The following is a 22,683-nucleotide window of genomic DNA, read 5'->3' as shown; positions in this document are numbered from 1 at the left end:
GTCTCTCCTGTTCTCGCGGTTGCACTAAAGTTGTCTGCTATGCCTTAGCCGTCGCTTTCGTCCGGCCGATGACGTCAGGTTTTCGGGGGCGTATCTGGAATGCCTCCCGAAGATGGAGTTGCGGCGTGTGCTTGATGCGCGACGTCATCTGGGTTTCGATATCGCTGATGTGGGTGATCATGACGCACGCGCGTGCCGCGTCGCGCCGTAACCAGGCCGCGGGACTGCAGTCGTGTCAGAGATTGCCGGACGACCGTGCGTGACACATTAAACAAGGTCGTCGGTTTCTGTTCGCCGAGCCGCATTTCAGGTCGCAACCGACCGCAGAAGATCGCGTCGATAATTGTCCGGTCGATGTGCAAGGACAACGGCTCCAATGCTGCTCTTCAGAATGTCTGCCTATAGTTTATACATCCAAACTGAACTATCACCTTGGAGACAAGAAAGAGCAATAGTTGCGCCAACCGAATTGATTCCGAACAAACGATTTACATTCAAGTTTGGCGTGCGCGAGGAGCGGCCGTGCCGGTATAGGCGCGTTCGCTCCAGAGCAGGGATTTGCGCAAGGGACCGGACATTGCTTCGGTTATGGCGCCCACGAACAGGATGTGGTCTGCGGCATCGATGGAACCGACAAGTTCGCAATCCATTGACAGAAGCGCATCGGCAAGTCTGGGGCTTCCTGACGGCCAGACATCCCAGTCTCCGATGCTGAACCGGTCCGGGTGATTTCCCTTGCCCGCAAACACGTCGGCAATCTCCTCCTGCCCTCTGGCGAGCGCCGCAACGGAGAAGCGTCGGCTCGCTGCGATGAGATCGACCATGCGGCTGCTGGCGTCGATGGAGATGATCAAAAGCGGCGGTTCTGCGCTGAGCGGCATGAAGGATGTGATTGTGCGCCCGATCCGTTCACCGGCCTTGGAAGCCGCAGCCACCGCCACGGTGAAGGCGAGGCCGGCCATTACATCCTTGAATTCACGCGGGGAGATCGTCGGAGAAGAGCACGACTTCAGCGGAATATGCGCATGATTAACCGCACCGCCATCGATCAGCCTGAGATTGTGAGACATGATGTGCCGGGCTACCCGCCCGCTCCTGGATTTTTCGAAAAGATGGACATTTTCGCGGCTGCGCCATTCATGATGTCGGCATTGTCTGGCGGTGACTTTTTCTGGTGTACTCTTGGCCAGATGCCGGAATAATGGCGATTGAGGTCGAGCCATGCATGCAGTCCGGCTTCGGTATCCGGCCGGATCGCTGCGGCGGGACATTCGCGCTCACATATCCCGCAGTCGATACATTGGTCCGGGTGAATGACGAGCATGTTCTCGCCTTCATAGAAACATTCGACAGGACAGACTTCCACGCAGTCCATGTATTTGCAGGCGATGCAGTTTTCGGTGACGACATAGGGCATGGGAATGCTCGAAGAGAGTTGCAGCCGGACGGCGGCTGTCCGGCTGCGCCTGATCCGGCGGGCCGCTCAAGGGCAGCGGGACCGGCCGGATCGGTGGGGCTCAAATTAAAGGCGGGCCGCGACCGCCTGCCAGTTCACCAGTTTGTCGAGGAAGTTTTCAAGGTAAGCGGGGCGTTTGTTGCGGAAATCGATATAATAGCTGTGTTCCCACACATCGCAGCCAAGAAGGGCCTTTTGCCCGAAGCAGAGCGGATTGACCCCGTTTTCGGTACGTGTGATCTTCAGCGAACCGTCGGTATCCACCACCAGCCACGCCCAGCCCGAACCGAATTGCGAGGCGCCGGCAAGGGCGAAATTCTGCTTGAACAGCGCGACCGAGCCGAAGGACTGCGTCAAGGCCTCTTCCAGTTCCTTGGGGATCGCATGGTTTTCCGGGCCCATGATTTCCCAGAACAGATTGTGGTTCCAGTGCTGGGAGGCATTGTTGAAGATGCCGGATTGTGCCACCGCACCCTTCTCATAGGTGCCACGGACGATCTCTTCGAGGCTGCTGTTTTCCCATTCGGTGCCTGATATCGCCTTGTTGAGATTATCGACATAAGCCTTGTGGTGAAGATCGTGATGGAACTTCAGCGTCTCCTCGGACATGCCCGCGTGGGCAAGCGCATCATGGGCGTAGGGGAGGTCGGGAAGCTGGAAAGCCATGGGTGTTCCTTTGTCACTGTTTGCTCAAGAGCATGTAAAAAGCCTTGCGAAAACAAGGTGACAATATGTCTAGAACTTCAACCATGGTTGAGGTCAAGCAGTTTTTTGGCGCTGCCGAGAGAGGTGCGCCGTCGGGAAGGTTTCGTCATTCCAGCCCGCGGGCGGCGGCTTTGGTTTGCCTTGGGTTTCGCGGCCTAGAACTTTTTGCTGACTCCAAGTTTTGCGCCGGCCGATGTTTCCCCATCACCCTCGAAGTTGATAAGCAGTGCTGCATCAACTGACCAATTTTCCACCGTCTCCATGGAAACGCCGGTTGTGATGGAGCCAAACGCGCCGGTTCCGTCGAGACCTGAAACACCGACCGTACCGCCGAATTTCGGCGTGACGATCGAGCCGTTCTCAAGCGCCACCTGACGGGCGACCTCCGCGCCGAGGCTGACGCGCAGCTGTTCTTCCCGGAAACCCTCGAGATCTATCCTATCGCCGGCGCCATTGGCCACGGCGTAATCGTCAACTGTCTCGGAAAAATAGACACCGCGGAGTTTTGGCGTGAAGGTCGTGACGTCATCGATATCAAAGCGTCCGGAAATCGATGTGTCGAACAGCCAGCGTGTGGTGTCGAAAGAGCCGTCCCAGAAGGGCGTATCAATGTCATTCGCGGAGCCACCGTAGAGAAGGCTGCTGTTCCAGAAGATTCCCTTTGCGATTTCCAGTGACGCATTGGGTCCGGCGAGCCATCCGTTGCCGGTCAGTTCGTTGTCGCCATCAGTGGGGTCGGTCATCCGGTCGAAATGGAAGGAAAAACCAAGCAGGGCTTTGTCGGAAATCAGATAGTCCGCGCCGGCCGAAATCATGGCGAAACTGCCCCACTTGCTGCCGGATTCCTCGCGATTGTGGACGAGGAACGTGCCGTCGAGCCAGATATTGAATTCCGGCAGTTTGCTCTCCGTCACGCCGTCGGCCTTGTTGCGCGCAGCTTCGATCTGGGCGAGGCTGGTCGAGAAACCAAACACCATTCCCTCACCGGACGGTGTCGCACTGGAGGTCACGGCCTCCGTTGCATTGGCCATCTGTCGGCGCTCCAGAAGGCCGGGTATCTTGACGGTTGAGGCGATGAGGTTCTGTCTCGTGCTGACGAAACCATGCACTAGGTCGTTGATCTCATTTGCTACCTGAGCGGCGTCATAACCCAACTTGTAGGTGATGGTGCCTTGATTGGATGAACCAAGGGCGCTTGTGAGGCGAAAACCAACCCGGGCCTGACCGGAAAACGCCGGGTTCGGAATGAATTTCAGATAAAATCCGGTTGCCTGCGGGCCGCTTGCCTGTGCGAACTCGCCATTGACGATGCTTGCCCTGCCCGCATTTGGCGGACTTACGAAGGTCAGGTCCGCTGCGGTAAACGGGCCGCCGGTTGCGCCTGCGGCCAGATTGACATTGGGCGGCGTGGCGCCGGGGGCAACGGAAATTTCCCTGTCTGCCACATTAACCTCGCGTGGGGTCACCTTCAGCGTATAGGCGGCTGAGAGGGTGCTGCCGCGGGTGTCGCGAACCTGGACCGTGAAGCTGTAATCGCCTTCAGTCTCGGTTTCGAGCGGTCCTGTCAGTTCGCCGGTCGAGAGGTTCAGCACCATGCCGCGCGGCAATGTTCCGCCAGCAAGACTGTATATCAGCGGCGCGGTGCCGCCGGAGGCCGTAATCGCCTGGCTGTAGGCTTCACCGGCCATTGCGTCTTTGAGCGCGCCGCCGGAAGGCGACAGGGAAAGCGCGCCCGGCGGCGGCGTTACCGTAACAGTAATCGTTGCAGTGGAACTGCCGGTAGAGTTGCTCGCCGTATAGGTGATGCTGTCGGGACCGGAATAGCCGCCGGCGGGGCTGTAGGTAAGCGCGACACCGGTAACCGTTGCCGTCCCGTGCGATGGGCCTGCAACAACGATGATCGTGTCAGCCTGACCACCGGACAGGTTCAGCGGGACAGGATTGCCGCTGCTGTCGGCTGCCACGGTCACTGCGCCGTCAGTTGCGACCGGCGCCGGCGCCAGCACTGCAATGTTGTAGACTGCTGATGCCGTGACATTATCTGCGTCTCGCGCTGTGACACTGAAGCTTGAGACGCCTGGCGTCGTTGCCGTCCCGGTGATTTCACCCGTCGCCGTATTGAAGTTCAGGCCGTTCGGGAGCGTACCGCTAATCGTATATTGATAGGGAGCGCGCCCCCCTGAAATCGAAATGGTCTCGTGGTAGGGCACCGCTGTGAAAGCATCTGCAAGCCGACCCGGGGCAGGGGAGAAAACCAGTGTCGTTGCAGTCACCTGAATGTTGACCGTTGCCGGCGCGGACGTGCCGCTGACGTTGGTTGCGGTATAGGTGAAGCTGTCCTGGCCACTATAACCCTGCGCCGGCGTATAGCTGATCGTGGTTCCGTTTGCGATTGCCGTACCGTGTGTCGGTGCAGTCGCCACCGCGACAGCCGTCGCTGCGCCTCCCGTCACATCAAGAGGAAGAATGTTGCTGGCCGAATCAGGAAGGATCGTGACCGAGACATTGTTTGCGATAGGCGCCGCTGGATTGACCGTAAAAGATCGTGAGACCTGAGTGGCTGCAAGGTAGTCGTCGTTACCTGGCTGGTCCGCGTTGATCGTGCACGTTCCGGTCGACACGAATGCAAGGAGGCCGGTCGTTGTAACCGTGCATACGGTCGTGGTGCTGGATGTGAAGACAGGCGTAAGGCCGGAATCGCTTGTCGCTAAAAGCGTGGGCGTTGTACCGAATGTCTGCGTGCCGGGATTGGGAAAGGTGATTGTCTGGGTTGCACGCGGCGTAACGCTGTTTGATGCCGCTGAGGGAGAGCCCGAGCCCACACTGTTTTCGGCTGTCACCGTAAACGTGTAGCTTTGGCCGTTTGTCAGGCCGTTAACAATGATTGGACTGCTCTGGCCCGTTACAGGTGCGACATCCGGAGGGCTCGTGGTTAGTGTGTAGGACGTAATAGAGGTACCGCCAGTTCTCTGCGGAGGCTGAAACGATACCGAGGCCTGCGTATCGCCAGCGGTAGCGGAGATGCCTGTCGGTGCATCGGGAATGGTCGGGGTCACGCCGATGGAATAGGCCCGGCTGCCTGTTTCGCCATTTGCATCTGTCGCGGTGATGGTGAAGCTCGTATTCTCTGCTACTATAGGTGTGCCGGAGAGAACGCCAGAGGTCGACAGTGTCAAGCCATGTGGGAGAGAGCCGGTGGTCACCGAAAAGACGAGGGGGAGCGCGCCGCCTGAGGCAGTCAACGTCTGATTATAGCCGACATCGTATGTGGCCGCAGGAAGACTGGTTGGATTTATCTCGATGGCAGGCGCCGCGATCGCCAGAGTATAGGATTGCTCCCCGGTGCTGCCGGCCGAATCTGTTGCCGTCACCGTGAAGGCGAACGTCCCGCTCCGGGTAGCGGTACCGCTCAAGTCTCCGCTGCTCGTCAGCGACAATCCTGTCGGCAAGGAGCCAGCCGATACCGCAAAACTGTGCGGCCCTGTACCGCCAGCAGCGGTCAGCGTAATCGGTCCGTAGGGCTGATCGTAAACAGGCGTCGAGAGCGTGACAGGCGTGACTTTTATCGGGTCATATGTGACGGTGTTGTCTGTGCTCGTAGACGCCTCGTTCGCGAGTCCCGCCGGTGTGGTTACTCGCCCCGCCGGGATTGTTGCCGTGACGGTTCCTGCCCCGCTCATGCCAGAGACCGCAATACTGTAACTGGGGCCGGATCCCGTTATCGCGACGCTAGTGGCGCCGGCTGTACCGGCCAGCTGAACGTCTGCAGAAGAAAAGCCCACAATGGGTTTGTCAAAAATGACGTCGAACATGATTGGAGAACGGGACGTCGGGTCAGCCTGGCTTGCAGCCTGGTTGATCGTGACGGTCGGTTTCGTCTCCACCGTGTGGTTGGAGCCGGAACCGGTTCCCGTGCTGCAACCGCTGCCGCCCGAATAGGATGCGCTTATCGGATAGGTGCCGGATGCGAGGCTGGAGGTGCGAAACGTTGCTGAAGACGCCGCACTGACCGGGGCCGTGGGTGACAGACCGAAACTTTCCGATTGCGACCCGATCGAAATGGTGACACTTCCTGGAGGCGACTGGCCGGCGTTACAGCCCATTGAGGAAACCGTCGCGGTGACCGCTACTTCCTCTCCGGGCTGGGAAGGGTTTGGTGACGATGTCACCGAAATGATAACAGGTCCCCCCGCGGCAGCACGGACCACCACAGTGTTGCTTGTCATGGTCACGCTGTTGTTGCCGCCAATTCGTGAACCGGTGAAAGTCGCAAAATCAGAGAATTGCCCCGACATGACGTCCAGGGAATCCACAGAGTAGGTTGCGGTGCATGTCAACTTGTTCGGGGACTCGAGACCACCGCCAAGGCTCGGACAGGACACACTTGCACCCTTGATCGAGGTTGAGGTGGGATTAATGCTCGTAATAGTGTAAGAACCGGGGTCGATAACGTAATCAAAACGGATCACGTCCCCTTCGGCGTTAAATGTCGCTGGCGAGGCCGTAACCGATACAGACTGGGCCAGGCTTGCTGTTACCGAAAGAGTGACGAGCGCCAAAGAGAGCGATGCGGTCTTCAGGATCGCGTGAAAACTCGACGCCGCACCACGGGCAACATCATTCCACCAACTATGCCCGCTGCCCATATGCCCCCCAGCATTAGAATATTCGAATATGCAGGCATTGTGCTAAGGATGATTGGGAGTGAGAGTCAACCTGTGCGTGAAAAAATCACAGGCGTTTTTTGATATTTGCGGATAGCGTGTCGTTTTTGCCCCATCTGAAAGCGAGAAAGTCAATGAACCCTGCGCAAGACGGTTTTGTTTGCTTCTCGTGGACTGAGCTGAAACGATTGCGACTTTCGCGTTCTCACAAGTCGGGAGGTGCTCATGGCCAGAGTCGTTGGAATTGGTGGCGTATTCTTCAGAGCAGCAGATGCTGCCGGTCTGGCCGAATGGTATGAAGAACATCTCGGCATCGATGATCTACATAAATCCGTGTGGCATCAGGAGGCTGGGATGACGATTTTTGGGCCTTTCGCCAGAAATAGCGAATATTTCGGTCGTGCTGAACAGCAATGGATGATCAATTTCCGGGTGGATGATCTCGATGCTCTTATCGCGAAGCTGACGGCAGACGGCGTCGAGGTTGAAACCCGCGCCGAATGGGATTCGGAGGTGGGGAGCTTCGCAAGGATACATGATCCGGAAGGTAATCCGGTGGAATTGTGGGAGCCCGCTCGGAGCTGATGATATTTGTGCCGCGCACGGATATGACTGGAAGGTGAGTGATTTCTCTCGCGCCAGGGTTGATGCCGGATCGATGGCCGCGCTGTTTCGACATGGGCTTTCCGAGGAGAACGGTCGCTCAGATTGGGATAAACACAATTCTGACCGACAGATTCTGATCTCTGTCCGGCGCGTCATTCCTTCTCAATCAATTGCTCATATGCCTTGCGGCACGATCGGCGCCCTCAAAGCCCAAGGAACTTGAAGGGTTTGGTGTCCTTCAGGCTCTCATTCGCCATACCCGAATAAATATGGATCTGATTGGGGCCGAGATCGAGTTTCTTGACCGCACCGGTTTCTTTCGAGAGATCGAGTTTCGTCATGTCGATCCAGAAGATATTCGGCGTCAGAGCCGATTCGAAGAAATAGAGTTTGCGTTTGTGATCAATCACCGTGCGCCAGCGGGTTGAGGAAATATTCGGCTGGTCCGGTGTGGTGATGCCGTAAGGAACGGAGACGTTGCGGATCACGCTGAAGACGCTGGCGATGGCTTCGACAGGGTTCTCGCTCTTGGGAATGGCGTTGGCGTAGAAAGAGGCGCGGGCGAACCGGTCCGATGCGCGGTTGGTGCCCGGCAGCATGACAGTGCCGCCGATCTGCTGCCAATATTCGTTGAGTGCCAGCTGGTGGTCGAAGGTCGGCGAATTGGTCATCACCTGATACTGACGCCCGTGATGGATGACCTGCTTGCCATCGATATATTCAACGATCGCGCTGTCGCCGCTCGCATCCGAAAGGGAAAGGTGCAACGTTGCCAGACGCTCTTCGCCGGGCACATTGTCGGTCACGATTGTGAAGGGGTTTTTCTCGAGCGCAGCGACGGCCTCTTCCACCGTCGCGAAATTGTCGAGCACGTATTGCGCCCAGGCCGCGATGGACAGGCCCGGCGATTTGCCGTCATAGGCGGGATAGCTCGACTCAACCAGCCAGAGGACGTTCGCAGCAAGCCCCGCCTCATTCATGCCGTCGGTCGTCGAAATATCATAACCGGAAGCAATGACGCTACCGTATTTCGAGGTCCATTTGACCGAATTTGGTCCGGCCTCGCCGGAGCGCTCCATGCCGCGGGGGAAGACCCAGATGTTGGTTCCGACATCCGTTTTCCAATCCATCGACCGGGCCGTCATCACCTGATCATTTTCGCCGAGATAGACGAACCGCGTGCAGGCCTGCGCGACAGAGGTTGTGAGCGTCGCGATGGAAAAGATCGCGGCGGTGCAGGCGGAAAAAAACGGAAGGGTGTTCAGGCGCATGGGAACGTCTCCGGTTCTCGCGGTACCAATACAGCGTAAGATAGAAAATCGGACTTGTTGGCGCGTGTCAAATAGGTTTAGCTGCAGGCGATCGGTTGGGGAGACGTCATTGCTAAAATTATCAGCTTTGGTGGCCGTTATGGCTTTTTCTGCAAGCGCGGCCTCAGCCGCGGATCAACTCGGCTCCCTGCCCGCGAGGGTTGATGGCGCGGATTGGGCGTTTCAGGCAACGGGTTATCTGTGGGCGACGGGTTTGAACGGCAACATTTCGCCCTTCCGTCGCGCGCCGACGCTGCATGTCGAAAAATCCTTCTCCGACGTCATGGAAGATCTCAACTTCGGCGGGTTCTTGAACATCTGGGGCCGTTATGACCGCTTTGTCCTGTCCGGCGATCTAATGTATGTCGACACCACGGACAGCAAGGCGGCCGGGCCGCTGCCGGCGCTGCAAATCCCGGGTTTGCCCACCCTTCCGGCTGGCGCGGCAATCGATGCGAACGTCGATACGCAGGAATTCATGGCGACGCTGCAGGCCGGTTACCGGATCGTGGATGCAGACGGATTTTCGCTCGACGCCTTGGCGGGAGCCCGCTTCTGGCATATCTCCAACGAGGTGGCGGTCACTGCCAGCCATCCCCTGATCGGCAGCGTATCAGCCACGCATAAGGAAAGTTTCGGTTGGGTTGATCCCGTGATCGGCGCGCGCGCCTTTTTCAGTCTGACGGACAAGCTGTCCGTCCAGGGGCAGGTGGATATTGGCGGTTTCGGCGCGGGATCCGATCTCACCTGGTCAGCGCTCGCGACGGTGAACTACATCTTTACCGATACATTGTCGGTCTCGGCGGGCTACAAGGTTCTCGATGTCGATTATTCGGATGACGGGTATGTTTTTGATTCGAGGCTGAGCGGGCCGGTTGTCGGTCTGACCTATCGGTTCTAGCCATTGAATTGCGTTGTCTCGCCACCGTTCATATCCCATCTGAGAAACAATTTTAGTTTCCCCTTAACTTTGGTTTTCATCCAGTCTTGCAGACCAACGCTTGTTGCAATAACTTTTGGTTGTTGTTTGGCTCGAAGAACCGAATGGCTTGAAATTGGCGGACCGCGCTTAAAATTCACGGATGAAAAATGATATGCATGCCATGGTGTTGGTATGATTGATTATTACGCGAATTTTTAATGTGTACGGTTCTTTGAGCAAATGATCGGGACTATCGTCTCGTAAGGAAAGATACTACTTTAACGCTTCTTGGATCAGATGAACTGATCTATGCACCCGGTAGGGGATCGACAGCAAGGACAGCTGCAGAGTGAAGCATGGGCGGCATTGCCGCGACAAACTTCATTTCAGATGCAGGCCTCCGAAATATGTTACTTGCTACTTTCATCCCTGGTTTCCGACGGCTACTCCCTCCTGATTTTTATCTCGCAGTTGCGCCGGTCACTCGAATCTTCGCAACATCCCCGGTCGCCGTGCGGGCAGAGCGGAATGCCTCCGTTAAGTCGACGGACGCTTTCAAGAGGACCTTTGTCATTGCGCTTTTTGCAAGCCTGATCGCGTCAGGGCAGGCAAGTGCACAGTCACCCGCCGACGATTTTTCCCGTCGGCAAGAACAACAAGAACAGTTGCAGCGGCTGGAAAACCTGAAGCGGGTCACGCCTGGTGGCGTCACTAGCCGTGCGGACAGGGCATCAGGAGGCGAGGCGAAGTCCAATGGCCCATGCTTCAATATCTCACGTGTAGAGATCGAAGGTGCGACAAGGCTGTCTGCCATTGATCTCAGAAAAGTGACGCGGCGTTACGACAGTAGATGCATCGGTGTTGCCGATATTACCATCCTGCTCAAGGCCATTACCGACCTCTATCTGGACAAGGGATTTGTGACGTCACGCGCCTATGTTCCCCCTCAGGACATAGCCGGAACAGGGTTGCTGCGGCTGGTCGTCGTCGAGGGCACGATCTCGGATATCTATCTTAACGGTCAACCGGCTGGGCGAAACGGTTCATTCGCGACGGCTTTTCCCGGCGTGAAGGGTGAGGTGGCCAATATTCGCGATATTGAACAGGGGCTGGACCAGATCAATCGCCTGTCATCGAACGACGCGAAAACGTCGATGTTGCCGGGCAAGGAAGATGGAACGTCTATCCTCAATGTCGAGAACAAGACGCGCAAGCGCTGGTATGCGAGCATTTCCAACAACAACCTCGGTCAAGAGAGTACCGGTCACTCCCAGACCAATGTTTCTGTCGGCTTAGACGACCTGTTGGGCATCAATGATCAGTTGGGTTTCTCCTACGGTCGGAGCGGCCCGGACTATCCTTGGGACGATTATGGTCGCGGGCACAGCAATAGCTATTCGCTCAGTACGAGCATACCTTATGGCTACTGGAGTTTTTCAACTAATGGGTCCTGGTACGAATATGAGAGCACCATCCCGGGCAATTTTGGACCGATCGAAACATCGGGCAATTCCGGTCAGGTCGGATTTGGCATAGACCGCGTCATTCTGCGCGACAAGGATTCCATCACGACCCTCAGAGGCGGTCTCACCTACAAGCAGACGGACAACTTTCTTCTCGGCAATCGAATTGAGGTGGGAAGCCGTCGATACACGATTGGCAGTCTGGGCTTGTCGCGTTCACAGAGAATTCTGGGTGGCGTCATCGCTCTCGATTTTGCCCTTGATAAGGGCCTAGATCTCTTCGACGCCGTGGAGGCCGGCGAGCCCGGAGCCGGCATGGCCGATCCTCGGTTTGTGAAATTCACCACAACTGTCAGCGCGACGCGGCCGTTCGAGGCGGCTGGCCAGCGGTTCGAGTTAACGACGCTCCTCAATGCCCAATATTCGCCCGACAATATGTTTGGCGCAGAACAGATCGGACTTGGTGGCTCCAGCAACGTACGGGGCTCAAGGGAAAGTGTCATATTCGGCAACAACGGGTTTTTCAGCCGTAACGAACTGACGTGGCGGACAATGCCATGGGAGGGTACAAGTCTGGCGCCCGTTCTGGGCGAATTACGCCCATACCTCGGTCTCGATTACGGCCGCGTGTTTTCACAGGATCGCTTCGATATCTCCGACGGCCACCTCGCAAGCTGGACCGTTGGCGCGAAACTCGTAGGCGGAAACATCAGCGCCGATTTTGGCTACTCCCAGGCATTTTCCAGCAGCGTCAATGGCGGGCGCGGAAATCTCATTTTCGCCAGCGTGACGGCACGCTGGTAGCTTCAAAAGAGAATATTATGATCAGCTCTTCTTTTCACACCCCCAAATTATCTTTCATCTCCGCCCTGGTGGCGACAGCTATTGTCGTATCCGGTTGCGGTGGCCGGGCGGCACATCCGGTGTCTTCCACCAATCCGGCCGACAGTGCTTTCGACTGCGCCGGCATAAAGCGCGAGTTCGAGGCCAATGAGCGGCAGGTGCTGGCGACGGTGAAGGAACGATCCGACGCGCAGGGTAAAAACGTGATCCTTGGTGCGACAGGTGTTCTTCTGTTCTGGCCGGCCCTTTTTTTCATGGACCCGAAATCGCCGGAAAAACTGGAGATCGACGCCTTACGTAACCGCAATCAGGTCCTTGCCGAGATTGCCAAAAGCAAAAAATGCCCAGCTCCGCAATCGAAGCTGGCAGATGTCTACAAGAAACTCGACAGCAAGCCATCCCCGGCCGACACGAGCAGAAAAGACCGCTAAGCCCCAAATTCCGTCTGCCACGAGAGGCGAGCAACAATGACATCACAGTTTAAGCGTCTTCCACGCAAGACAATCGACCTCGCGTTGTTCGCTGGTGCCGGGACGCTGGCTCAAAAAATCATTGCCACCGTTGTCAGTTTTACGCTCGTGCTTCAGCCGGTGCTGCTCCATGCACAGGACATAACGCCCGAAGCTGGAGGCTCTTCCGTAAATCGCCCCGGGATAGGGGCTGCCCCGAACGGCGTGCCGCTCATCGATATTGTCGGGCCCAACGGTCAGGGCCTGTCGCACAATAAATACAACAATTTCAACGTCGGCGCGCCCGGCGTCATCCTCAACAACTTCAACGGTGAGATCGGCACGTCGAAACTGGGTGGCGTGACGCCTGGCAATCCAAACCTTCAAGGCAAAGGTTCCGCCACGGTCATCCTCAATGAGGTCACGTCGCAAAACCGCAGTTCGCTTCTCGGTCCAACCGAAGTGTTCGGTGGCCGGGCCGACGTCATCATCGCCAATCCGAACGGGATCACCTGCGACGGCTGCGGTTTCATCAACACGCCACGCGCCACGCTGACGACGGGCGTACCCGACATTGGCACTGACGGACGTCTTAATGGATTCACGGTCAACGCAGGGGATGTCACTTTCGGCCCTAGGGGTGGGAATTTTGCGCTCGGTGATGGTGCAGTCAGTCTGTTCGATGTCGTGTCCCGTACCATCCAGATCGACGGAACGATCTATGGCGAGGACCTGCGTCTGACCGCCGGTAAGAGCAAGTTCGATTATACCACCGGGGAGGCAACAGCGCTCGATGCCACCTCCGGTACACCTGAATACGCAATCGATGGTTCAGCACTCGGGGCTATGCAGGCCGGCCGCATCAAGATGGTTGTCACGGAAAAGGGCGCTGGCGTTCGCATGCGCGGCGACATGGCGGCCAATGCCGGTGAGCTCTCGCTGTCGGCAGACGGTAAAATTTCGATCGGCAATGCCTCTGGCAATAACGGCGTCAGCATCTCTTCGAAGGGGAGTGTTTCGGCCGGTCGTCTGACCTCAAAAAAATCGGTGTCGGTCAAGGCGGGGAAGGACGCCAGGTTCGCTTCTATCGGTACAGAAGAGGATATCCTGATTAATGGCGGGGCAGGCTTCATCGATGTCAGCGGTACTCTCGGGGCAAGTGGCGCACTCAACCTTCTGGCAGACGGGCGTATTGCCTTGGCCGACGCGTCGGCTGCCGGCCCTGTTTCGCTATGGTCGGGGGCTAGCTCCATTGCCATCAGCGGCACGGCCCAGTCTGGCGCGGCGATGTCGCTTACGGCGGCCTCGGGAGCGATCACGGCGGGCTCACTCCTTTCGAAAGGCGACCTGGCTCTGCTCTCCGGCCTTGATCTCGGGATTTCCGGGCTTGTGCTTGCAGAAGGGGGGTTGCAGGCTTCGGCTAGCGGCGACATCCGCTATGACAGTCTAGAGGCAAACGGAGACATTTTGCTGTCTTCGACAAGTGGTGTCATCAGCTTCGATAAACGCACGGCAGCAGGGGGCGACATCAGGATCAGGCAGCAAAATGCCGATCTTTCCAATAACAGGAGCAGACTTGCCACATCCGGCACGCTCTACATCAATGCCAATAATATCAATCTCACCAACAGCACGCTGACGTCAGGTGGTATCGATCTCACGTCATCTGGAACGACAAATCTGACGGGCACGCGGCTCAATGCTGTCACCGCGAGCAGCGCAGCTCGTTCCGTTCAGGGGTCAGGTGACATCGCGATCACAGCAGGTAGCCTTACTGCGAATGACGCCACCAATATTCTTGCGGCCCATGATCTGACGCTGTCGCTTTCACAACTTGGCAACTCCGGTCAGTTGGCTGCTGGCAATGATCTTACACTCAATATCGCCGGCAACCTGACCAACACCGCCACGGGGCTCATCTATGCCGGTAACGACGCGGCGCTTTTCGTGGGCGGCGTGCTAGCCAATGATCAGGGGGCGATTGTCGCAGGTCGTGACCTCACAATTGCTGGAAGTGCTTCTGGCGGGCGCAATGCTGCTACGGTCAACAGTTCAGGTCTGATTTCCTCTGGTCGCAATATCTCGATCCTGACGGCAAATCTGCGTAACGAGAAAAGCGTGGCTCCGACCTATACGAGCCAGCAAATCTCAAACGCACTCGTGTCGGCTTATGACACTTATTATGCGCGCCTGTGTGGAGATTGTTCATCTTCCGTCTCTTTTGCTGATAAGCAGTTCGTCATTGGTGCCCCCATTCGCCATGTCTATCGTGATGAGACCGAGGACCGCCTCACATCGGCTGGAAGCCCCTCGGCGACGATCAAGGCGGGTAATACGCTTTTTATCGATACCGTCGATCTTACCAATGCCTATAGCAACATTGAAGCCGGCTCCGGCATGACGTTTGTTGGCACAGGCACGCTGACAAATCTCGGCTTGCAGCTGCAGCGCACGACGTCGGTCAACTGCAATCAAAGCTCGGGTTGCCAATATTATCCTGATGTCATCTTCCAGTGGGAAGAAAGGCGGGACAGCGGCGATACCGGAGGCCATGAATTCTCATATCAGGTTTCCATGCCTGGCCCCAGCCCGTTTGGAACGCGGGATGCGTCAAAGGATATCGGCCCCGGACGAACCGTAGAAAGCGTCGAGGCGATCGGCGGGGTTCCAGCGGCAATCCGCTCGGGCGGAACACTTGGTATCACCGGCTTTGCTGCCGTCAACAATACCGCGATTGCCGGATCGATCGCCGACCATGTTGCCGTTGCAGCGCCTGCGCCTTCGAACAATCCGACCGCATTACTGTCCAGTATGACGGCAAGCGGAGCGCTGTTCACGCTTGGCGGCGTCGCCACCCCACAGTCCGGCGGCTTTGGCGGCACCATTCCCGGCCAGACATTCCTCTATGAGACCCGCGCCGCCTTCCTCGACGTCTCGAAATTCTACGGGTCCAGCTATTTCCTTGGCCGCATCGGTTACCAGCCGGATCGCCAGGTCCAGTTCCTTGGTGACGCCTATTTCGAGAACCAATATATTGAGCAGCAGCTCAGGCTGGCGACAGGCTCCGGTTTTACGGGGCAAGATTCGATTACCCAGATAAAGCAGCTGCTTGATAACGGAGCCGCCTATCTGGGAGCGATCCAGCGCCAGTTCGGCCAACCGCTGACGGCTGAAGAGATCGCCAGCCTCACCGAATCCGTCGTCGTTTATGAGTGGCAGACGGTGAACGGTACGACCGTTCTTGCGCCGGTACTGCATCTCGCCGCCAATGACAGGGAAAGATTGAATTCTGCTGGCGCACTCATCGCGGGCGATCAGGTAACGATCGATACCGGCCTGCTTGCAACATCAGGGATGATTGCATCGACCGGTGATCTTAGCGTTTTCGGTTCGTCGATTGCGGCAATCGGCGGCACCTTCACGGCGGGTGGCAATGCCTCGCTGAAGGGTAACGAGAGCATTCTGCTCGCCAATGCGAAGGTGACGGCCGGCGGCAATCTCGGGCTGACGTCGAATGGAGACATCAATATCTCCGTCACCGAACGGTCAACGACCAGCACTTTGCGCGACAAGCGGAGTTCTACGACAGTTGTCAGAACCACAAGTCAGGGCTCCGAGATCACCGCGGGCGGATCGGTCTCAGCCAATGCAGGTGGTAACCTCAACGTCCTCGGCAGCACGATTGCCGCCGATGGGACTGTGGGTCTGAAAGCGACCGGTGACGTGACAATTGCCGAAGCTGTCGACACCACCACGATCGATTACACCTACAAGAAAAAGGGCGGTCTGTTCAGCGGAAGCAAACAGACGACGAGCCACACGGAAACGCAGACCGTCGTCGGATCATCGGTTAGCAGTGGGAAGGGCGTGTCCATCATCTCAGGTGGAGATACCGTCGTCTCCGCCTCGAAGGTGACTGCCGGCGACGAGACCGACAAAGCCGATATCAATGTCAGCGCGGGCGGCGATCTGCTGATCGCGTCGGGCAAGAATACGGCGGAGTTCGAGCAGAGCTCCTCATCCAAGGGCTTTCTCTCGAAAAAGAGCTCGACGCAGTACAACTACGACGAAGCCACAGTGGGCTCCGAGCTTTCCGCCTCCGGTAACATCAAGCTGGATGCTGGCGGCAACGCCGTCATCGCCGGCTCGAATGTCATGGCAGGCGATGCGATCAGTGTCGCGGGGGATAGTGTCGCCATCATCGGGGCCGAGGAGCAGCATGCGCTGGAAAGCTCGAGCAAGAAATCCGGCCTGTTCGCCGGTTCCGGCGGCGGCTTCCTCTCGCTATGGGGCAAGGAACAGAAAGAAAAAAGCCAGTCGTCCATCCTCAACGTTGGCTCCGCGCTCAGCGCTGGAACCGATGTCACGCTCACTGCACGCGAAAACGACGTCAATGTCATCGGCTCCTCCATCGAAGCCGGTCAGGATCTAACGCTTGATGCAGCCCGCGACGTCAATATCACTCCCGGGGCAGAAAGTGCCTCATCGCAGGAGAAGGAAAAACGCTCGGGTTTCGGTATCAGCGTCTCCTCCGGCAGTGGCGGCTTCTCGGTGGGTCTGGGAGTACAGAAGACCAAAGACAGCAAGGAGCAGCAGTCCAACAAGAACGCGGTTTCAGTTCTCACTGCCGGTCGTGATCTCCTTGTTTCCGCAGGAAACAACGTCAATCTGCAGGCGGCAACCGCCTCCGCCGGGCGTGACGTCGACCTCTTTGCAGGGAATGACATCAATCTCCTGTCGGCCAACGACCGCACCAATTATCAGGAGATGCACGAGAAAACCTTTGCCGGTGTTACGGTTTCCGTGTCCAGCCAGGTTGGTAAGGCCGCCCAGAGCATCATGAACTCGGCTGAACGGCTGTCGGACGGCGGTGGGGTCAACGCCATCACAAATACGGCCATTGCCGGGCTTGGCTTCTATCAGGCCTACAAGGATCTGCAGGGCGTATCGTCGAACCTTTCCGCGGGCAACGGTCTGTCCTTCAACGTGGGTATCAATGCAGGCGTCAGCCACCAGGAGAACAGCACTTCTTCCTCGTTCTCCACGCCTGTCGCCACCGACATCCGTGCCGGCCGCTCCATCACCATGGAGGCACAAAACGGCGATATCACAAGTGAGGGGGCGCAAATCCTCGCCGGCTACGGGAAAGACGGCCTGCCGGTCATCTCGTCCGATGCGCTGACCGGCGACATCTTCCTGTCCGCCGAGAATGGCGACATCAATCTCAACGCCGCCACCGGCACGTTCGATGCGGCAAGTTCGAACAAGTCCTGGAGCGCAGGCGTCGGCGTCAACTTCGGATGCAGTACCACGGGCGGCTGCCAGCAGACCGGCGTCGGTGTCAACGCCTCCTACGGCAAGGGCGGTTCGGAGACCTCCGGCAGCAGTCATACCAACACCCATGTCAACGGCACGGGCGATGTGACCATTGTCACCAATGATCTGGCGCTGAAGGGTGCCACCGTCACTGGCAACTCGGTCGTGGCTGATGTCCGAAACCTGACGATCGAAAGCCAAGTGGATACGGCCACAGCAAAGGCGGACCAACTCAATGTGTCTGGCCAGCTTGGTTTTGGAAACACTGGTGTCTCCGGCTCCACGCAGAAGGCCAAAGGCGATGCGGCGGTCATTACCGAGCAATCCGGCATCCATGCCGGAACGGGTGGCATCGATCTCAACATTGAGCAACACACCTCGCTTATCGCTGGCGTGATTACCAGCGAGGCTGGCGCAGGACGCAACAACCTCTCCACTGGCACCCTTGAGGCCACCGATATAGATACGCATTCAAGCTGGAAGGCCGAAACCTATGGCGGCTCGATCGGTACTGGCGGCCTCTCCATCGCACCGCCGGTCAAGGCTGGCGAGAGCGAGACCGGCAAGGCCTATTCGGCCATCGGCGGCAACATCTCGATCACCATTACCGATCCGGCCAACCAGACACAGGATATTGGTACAATCCGCCGCGATACCGCCAATACCAACATCGCGCTACCCGGTCTGCCAGATCTCGAACACATTCTGCGTCAGCAACACAGAACGCAGGCCGATCTCCAGGAAGCGCAGAAGACAATGGCCGGTTTGGCCGGGGATATTGCTTCCAGTCTTTACAACGACGCGACGACTCAGGCCGAACGTGATCTCTGGGATGAAGGTGGCGCAGGTCGAGCCCTGCTTCATGCCATCGGCGGCGGTATCCTTGGCGGTGTCAATGGATGGGAAGGAGCGCTCAGGGGTGCGCTTGGCGGCACCGCATCGGCGCTCATGGCGCCAGCTATCGCGGATTTGGTCAAGGGCATGCTCAAGGACAGCAGTCTGTCCGATCAGGAAAAACAGACACTTGCCACGTTGATCGGCGCAAGTTTAAGCGCCGGGGTTGGCGCGGCTGTGGGCGGCGGAGAAGGCGCGGCCTACGGAGCTGCGGAATATCAGTACAATTATCTATATCACAATGAACAGCTGGCCCGGGAAAAAGCGAAGGAGCAGCTTGCAAAATGCGAGGCGGAAAACGCCTGCACAGACGCTCAAATTGCAGCGCTACAGGAGCAGATCGGCTATTGGGATAAACTTGATACGCAACGCGATACGGTTCTTGCGGATGCCTGTAACGCTAACCGAACAAGTCCGGCCTGCGTTGCCGCAATTACTGATGCGCTGAAAGCCGTCGAGTATCTGCGTGACCCTACCAACCCCATGGACCCCTCATCCATGGTTGCGGGCGGCTATGCCGATTTGGAAATGCGGTTGGTCAATGGCGCGTTTGGTGGCTTGTCGAATCAGGATCTCGCCGCAGCCGTCTACGCAGAACGTCTTCGGACCATCGAGTTGCTGACGCGATACCCGGATTCCGTCCAAGCCGCTCTCAGCGGATTTGTTAATCAATCAATTGCCAATGCAGCTATCGCTGTTCTCACATTCGGCATTGCGGAAAGATTGGGACAGATCGGGTCCCAAAGCGGTGGGTCGAAAGGCACCACTGGACAAACTTCGGGTGAGGCCCCAAATAGACTACCCGTACCTGATGATCTCCGAACCAGCATCCATCCAGGAGCGCAAGACAAGCATATACCGGGAACGAATAACTATGATCCGGCCAGAAGCACTTTAACGGCCAATCCTCAAACTCTGCTGGATGGTCTCCATAGCGGCCAGTATCCAATCGTTCGCGAAATACCGAGAGGGAATACAACCTCATATATTGTTGATTTTGGATCACCTATTGGGGACTTCAAGAGTAACGGCACCCTTGTTGGACCAACTCAGTACGGACAGGTTGTTCAAGGTAAACGCGGGGTTCATATCATTCCCGCAAATCCAAATCAGTTCTAGGGAGGTTGTGTTGAAAAGAGCTCTACCAGACTGGCTTCGTTTGTGGTTTCAGAGTGCGTTAATTTCTGAGGTATACCCGCAGATTAGAGCTATTGCCGTAGCTTATTCTGAAACGAACGAATTGACGGTACGATATTATCTCGACAGGAGCCCATCCGATTTTGATTACGAAAGCTTGTCGATGGTCGTTAGCGCAGTTTTGAGCAATACCAGTTCAGGCTCAGAGATAGTGGCTGTTGCCGAAGAGTGCATTTATTCAGATCAGCGGATTTCGGATATTGATCGTCTCGATGGATTGGTCTTTGCGCGCCGTGAATATGAGATTCAGGACAATCCGTCTCAAGCGCCCAACTACATTTGATGTCTGAAGTATGTACCTACTCCGAACCTTCACCTTGCTGTACACAGCGTTTGGGGGCTCTGTTGCAAGTATTCCTGATGACTGGCGAGGACCTGCTTAATCCACCCTCACGCGGGCTGCCCCTCAAGGTTCTGCGTGAGTAAAGCTACAGCTTCCGTAAAGGCGCTGGGTCCGATGCTAAATGCCCGTTCAACGATGCGGGCTTCGCCACAGATGTCGCCGGTCAAATTGAAGATGGATGCCTGGCCCTTCCGTAAAGCGCACATAACCTCGAAACCTTTGATTGTCGCATAGGCCGTCTTCTGCGTCTTGAACCCTCTCACAGGCCTGATCAGTTGCTTGAGCTTGCCGTGATCGGCCTCAACGACATTATTCAGATACTTGACCTGCCGGTGCACAAGCTCTCCTGGGCACTTGCCTTCGGCCTTCAGTTCCGAAATCGTGATCCCGTAGGCCGGCGTCATGTCGGTGTTGCTGACCGTTGGCTTTTGCCAGTCCTTCAAGCGATTTAGAGCCTTGCCCAGAAATCGCTTGGCTGCTTTGGCATTGCGCGTCGGCGACAGATAGAAATCGATCGTGTTGCCGAACTTGTCGACGGCCCGGTCCAGATAGGTCCATTTGCCACGCACCTTCACATAGGTCGCATCTACGCGCTGCTCTGATTGCTCTGAGACCCAAGGTTGGGTCTCAGAGCATTCTTCAGGGAAGCGGGCAGTCTTGAGCTGATAGGCAGTCGATTCCACTTCCCGTTCGCCGTTTCCGCTTTCAGAAGCTGCGACAGGATTGGAATGGCGGCCTAGAACGCCGGCAATCCTTGCTCTGTGAGTTCACCAAGGACTTGTGCCATGCCGTGCGTCTTCAGTTGCCGCAGCATGATAACGATCGCACCACTTGCTGGATTAGGACGCATGGCGGGCCTCCGCCTTTCTAAGGGCATCGTATTGTTCGACATCGGCCTTTGGCTCGTTGATGAGCGTCAGGGCTTGCGGCGCATCGATGTTCGGCGCCGTGAAGGATTTACCGTCGACAAGACGATGCAGCAGGTTCAGGACATGCGTTTTGGTCGGAACGCCGGACTCCAGTGCCATATCGTCGGCGCCACTATCGACTCGGTCCAAGCCCCTGTGACCGGTTAGGCTGCCGTCTCAGTGCGTGGTTATGGCTAAGCTCGGCCATGCGCGTTCGGTTCACAATGCGGGCGATTGTTCTGATCTGCTCAGCCTGTTTTGCGAGCTCCTGGCGTGTCTCGAGCTCTTCGGCGAACCTGCGAGGATCAGAACTACCAAACCGCCGCGTGAGTGCTTCGGCCACCAGCTTGGCCTCATCGAGCGCGGCTTGCCCCTCAGGTGACGATCTCAGCTCCGCGACAAACTGGCCCCGCTTCTCGACCGGCGTCTTTTCCACCTTGGCAATGATCTCGGCGCTGCGGGGCGTGAGACGGGGAACCTCAATCACGTCACGCTGTTCGCGTTGCCATTGTTCGCTTTGACGTTCCTCACCAAGCCGGCGCTCCCATGCCTCGGAGACATAGCCGATATGGGCAGACAGAGACCTGACATAGTCCTGCGCCTCTTTCCGCTCCCGGTTGTTTCCGAACAGACCTGACTTGCCGCGTAGCTCCCCGAAGCGCTCTGGCTGCCCGGCCATGGCTTTCGCCATGATCTTGCCATTGCCTTCCTTCTCCGCAATCGCGGTGCGCAGTCTCGCTGAGACTTCGGACGGGTCACGGAACACGTGCCGCACGAGAGATTCCACCGTATCGAATTTTTGATCGATAACCGACAACGCCTTTTGCTGCGCCACCTCTTCGATGCTGCGTTGGTATCGGGTGATGGCTGGCACGAGCGGCGCTGGCTTGCCGGGTTCCAGAGAATTTTGCTGGCCTGCGGCTTCTGTGGGGGCAGGGACGGCCTCGTCTCGCGTCATGAGGTCGGACCACCGGATGCGGCGATATCCTTTGTTGTCCTCTGTCCGGTCGTCCCGCCGCCCGTCATCGATATTTCCGGCGAACTGATTGCGAGGATCTTCGCGGCGAACAGGGCAAACCAGATCGCTGTCACTTTCCTCGTAAACCCGCTGGCGCTCTGATGGCCGGTCCTGCTGCTCCCGTTGCAGATGGGCCGCACGGGACAAAACCTCTTGACGCCCATTTTGGGCGGAAGCAAGTTCGATCTCGCTTTTCAGCCCAAACTCCTGCCCGACCGGTTGGTCGCCGGTGATCCGTTGGGCGCTCGCGATCCCCCGCCGCTCGGCAAAGTCCCTGATGTAATCCAGCGTGGTTTCCTTCGCCCCGGGACGCGACAGTCGGTTTGCCAGCTTCTGGTAGGTCAGTTCATTACCCTGGACGACACGCCATGCATTGCGCTCGGCCTGCGTGCCATCAGGAAGCGTGACAGGCGTGGCGCCCTCATGCTGCAGGCCAATCCTGTCTCCGATCTTTGGCGAGGCCTCCTGCATGGCCCGCTTGAGATCGACGCCCCACACCGTGCGCTGTTCGCCCCAGTCATTCTCCAGCGTCACAAAATAGCTCTCGCGGGACTGCGGATTATGCTCGTAGGGCGCAACGCCGTGATCA

The 22,683-nt window shown here is 57.3% G+C and carries 13 protein-coding genes and 2 pseudogenes; 6 read left to right on the top strand and 9 right to left on the bottom strand.

What is annotated here, in order from left to right:
• Window positions 1-74 precede the first annotated feature (74 nt).
• The 5 genes from BS627_RS25070 to BS627_RS14980 all read right to left on the bottom strand — a co-directional run bounded on the left by BS627_RS25070 (window position 75) and on the right by BS627_RS14980 (window position 6,807).
• Complete coding sequence (locus BS627_RS25070) at window positions 75-362, bottom strand: GntR family transcriptional regulator (RefSeq protein WP_165691263.1); 288 nt, start codon at window positions 360-362, stop codon at window positions 75-77.
• A gap of 132 nt (window positions 363-494) precedes the next feature.
• Entirely contained in the window at window positions 495-1,070 is a 576-nt protein-coding gene (locus BS627_RS14995) for a flavin reductase family protein (RefSeq protein ID WP_077983988.1), read from the bottom strand.
• Between the two features lie 11 nt (window positions 1,071-1,081).
• A complete protein-coding gene (fdxA, locus tag BS627_RS14990; protein WP_077983987.1) occupies window positions 1,082-1,417 on the bottom strand; it encodes a ferredoxin FdxA in 336 nt (111 codons plus the stop codon).
• A gap of 105 nt (window positions 1,418-1,522) precedes the next feature.
• Entirely contained in the window at window positions 1,523-2,122 is a 600-nt protein-coding gene (locus BS627_RS14985) for a superoxide dismutase (RefSeq protein ID WP_077983986.1), read from the bottom strand.
• Window positions 2,123-2,316: 194 nt separating this feature from the next.
• Window positions 2,317-6,807 carry a putative Ig domain-containing protein gene (locus tag BS627_RS14980; RefSeq protein ID WP_077983985.1) on the bottom strand — a complete coding sequence of 1,497 codons (4,491 nt, stop codon included), beginning with the start codon at window positions 6,805-6,807 and terminating at the stop codon, window positions 2,317-2,319.
• A gap of 243 nt (window positions 6,808-7,050) precedes the next feature.
• Between BS627_RS14980 and BS627_RS14975 the strand changes: the two genes are divergently transcribed.
• Complete coding sequence (locus tag BS627_RS14975) at window positions 7,051-7,410, top strand: VOC family protein (protein ID WP_077983984.1); 360 nt, start codon at window positions 7,051-7,053, stop codon at window positions 7,408-7,410.
• Window positions 7,411-7,634: 224 nt separating this feature from the next.
• Here BS627_RS14975 and BS627_RS14970 read toward each other — a convergent pair whose 3' ends face one another.
• Window positions 7,635-8,702, bottom strand: a complete 1,068-nt coding sequence (locus BS627_RS14970) for a linear amide C-N hydrolase (protein ID WP_077983983.1) — start codon at window positions 8,700-8,702, stop codon at window positions 7,635-7,637.
• A gap of 139 nt (window positions 8,703-8,841) precedes the next feature.
• On the opposite strand from BS627_RS14970, the gene BS627_RS14965 reads away from it, so the two are divergent.
• The 5 genes from BS627_RS14965 (at window position 8,842) to BS627_RS14945 (ending at window position 20,108) form a co-directional block, all read left to right on the top strand.
• Window positions 8,842-9,642 carry a hypothetical protein gene (locus BS627_RS14965; RefSeq protein ID WP_077983982.1) on the top strand — a complete coding sequence of 267 codons (801 nt, stop codon included), beginning with the start codon at window positions 8,842-8,844 and terminating at the stop codon, window positions 9,640-9,642.
• 377 nt (window positions 9,643-10,019) lie between these two features.
• Complete coding sequence (locus tag BS627_RS14960) at window positions 10,020-11,930, top strand: ShlB/FhaC/HecB family hemolysin secretion/activation protein (protein ID WP_077983981.1); 1,911 nt, start codon at window positions 10,020-10,022, stop codon at window positions 11,928-11,930.
• Between the two features lie 17 nt (window positions 11,931-11,947).
• Entirely contained in the window at window positions 11,948-12,400 is a 453-nt protein-coding gene (locus BS627_RS14955; protein ID WP_077983980.1) for a hypothetical protein, read from the top strand.
• 36 nt (window positions 12,401-12,436) lie between these two features.
• Window positions 12,437-19,747: a hemagglutinin repeat-containing protein gene (locus BS627_RS14950; protein WP_077983979.1), complete on the top strand. Its 7,311-nt coding sequence runs from the start codon at window positions 12,437-12,439 to the stop codon at window positions 19,745-19,747.
• 10 nt (window positions 19,748-19,757) lie between these two features.
• The gene (locus tag BS627_RS14945) at window positions 19,758-20,108 is read left to right on the top strand and encodes a MafI2 family immunity protein (protein ID WP_205635502.1); all 351 of its coding nucleotides are present in this window, start codon (window positions 19,758-19,760) and stop codon (window positions 20,106-20,108) included.
• A 107-nt stretch (window positions 20,109-20,215) separates the two neighbouring features.
• On the opposite strand, the pseudogene BS627_RS14940 reads toward BS627_RS14945, so the two are convergent.
• The 3 genes and pseudogenes from BS627_RS14940 to BS627_RS14930 all read right to left on the bottom strand — a co-directional run.
• A pseudogene (locus BS627_RS14940) lies at window positions 20,216-21,018 on the bottom strand (IS6 family transposase).
• Window positions 21,008-21,205: pseudogene (locus BS627_RS14935) on the bottom strand (IS21 family transposase); the annotation flags it as partial. The pseudogenes BS627_RS14935 and BS627_RS14940, both read right to left, overlap by 11 nt.
• A gap of 4 nt (window positions 21,206-21,209) precedes the next feature.
• Window positions 21,210-22,683: BID domain-containing protein (locus tag BS627_RS14930; RefSeq protein ID WP_077983976.1), on the bottom strand; the 1,474-nt coding region annotated here is incomplete at its 5' end.

The organism is Agrobacterium salinitolerans, assembly GCF_002008225.1.
GTDB classification, from domain to species: domain Bacteria; phylum Pseudomonadota; class Alphaproteobacteria; order Rhizobiales; family Rhizobiaceae; genus Agrobacterium; species Agrobacterium salinitolerans.
Note: the sequence above shows the minus strand (reverse complement) of the source record. Positions and strands in the feature narration are given on the sequence as shown.

Excerpts from the sequence above, each read along its gene's own strand:
- BS627_RS14995 (WP_077983988.1), bottom strand. The coding sequence starts at position 1,070 with ATGTCTCACAATCTCAGGCTGATCGATGGCGGTGCGGTTAATCATGCG.
- fdxA (WP_077983987.1), bottom strand. The coding sequence starts at position 1,417 with ATGCCCTATGTCGTCACCGAAAACTGCATCGCCTGCAAATACATGGAC.
- BS627_RS14985 (WP_077983986.1), bottom strand. The coding sequence starts at position 2,122 with ATGGCTTTCCAGCTTCCCGACCTCCCCTACGCCCATGATGCGCTTGCC.
- BS627_RS14980 (WP_077983985.1), bottom strand. The coding sequence starts at position 6,807 with ATGGGCAGCGGGCATAGTTGGTGGAATGATGTTGCCCGTGGTGCGGCG.
- BS627_RS14975 (WP_077983984.1), top strand. The coding sequence starts at position 7,051 with ATGGCCAGAGTCGTTGGAATTGGTGGCGTATTCTTCAGAGCAGCAGAT.
- BS627_RS14970 (WP_077983983.1), bottom strand. The coding sequence starts at position 8,702 with ATGCGCCTGAACACCCTTCCGTTTTTTTCCGCCTGCACCGCCGCGATC.
- BS627_RS14965 (WP_077983982.1), top strand. The coding sequence starts at position 8,842 with ATGGCTTTTTCTGCAAGCGCGGCCTCAGCCGCGGATCAACTCGGCTCC.
- BS627_RS14960 (WP_077983981.1), top strand. The coding sequence starts at position 10,020 with ATGGGCGGCATTGCCGCGACAAACTTCATTTCAGATGCAGGCCTCCGA.
- BS627_RS14955 (WP_077983980.1), top strand. The coding sequence starts at position 11,948 with ATGATCAGCTCTTCTTTTCACACCCCCAAATTATCTTTCATCTCCGCC.
- BS627_RS14950 (WP_077983979.1), top strand. The coding sequence starts at position 12,437 with ATGACATCACAGTTTAAGCGTCTTCCACGCAAGACAATCGACCTCGCG.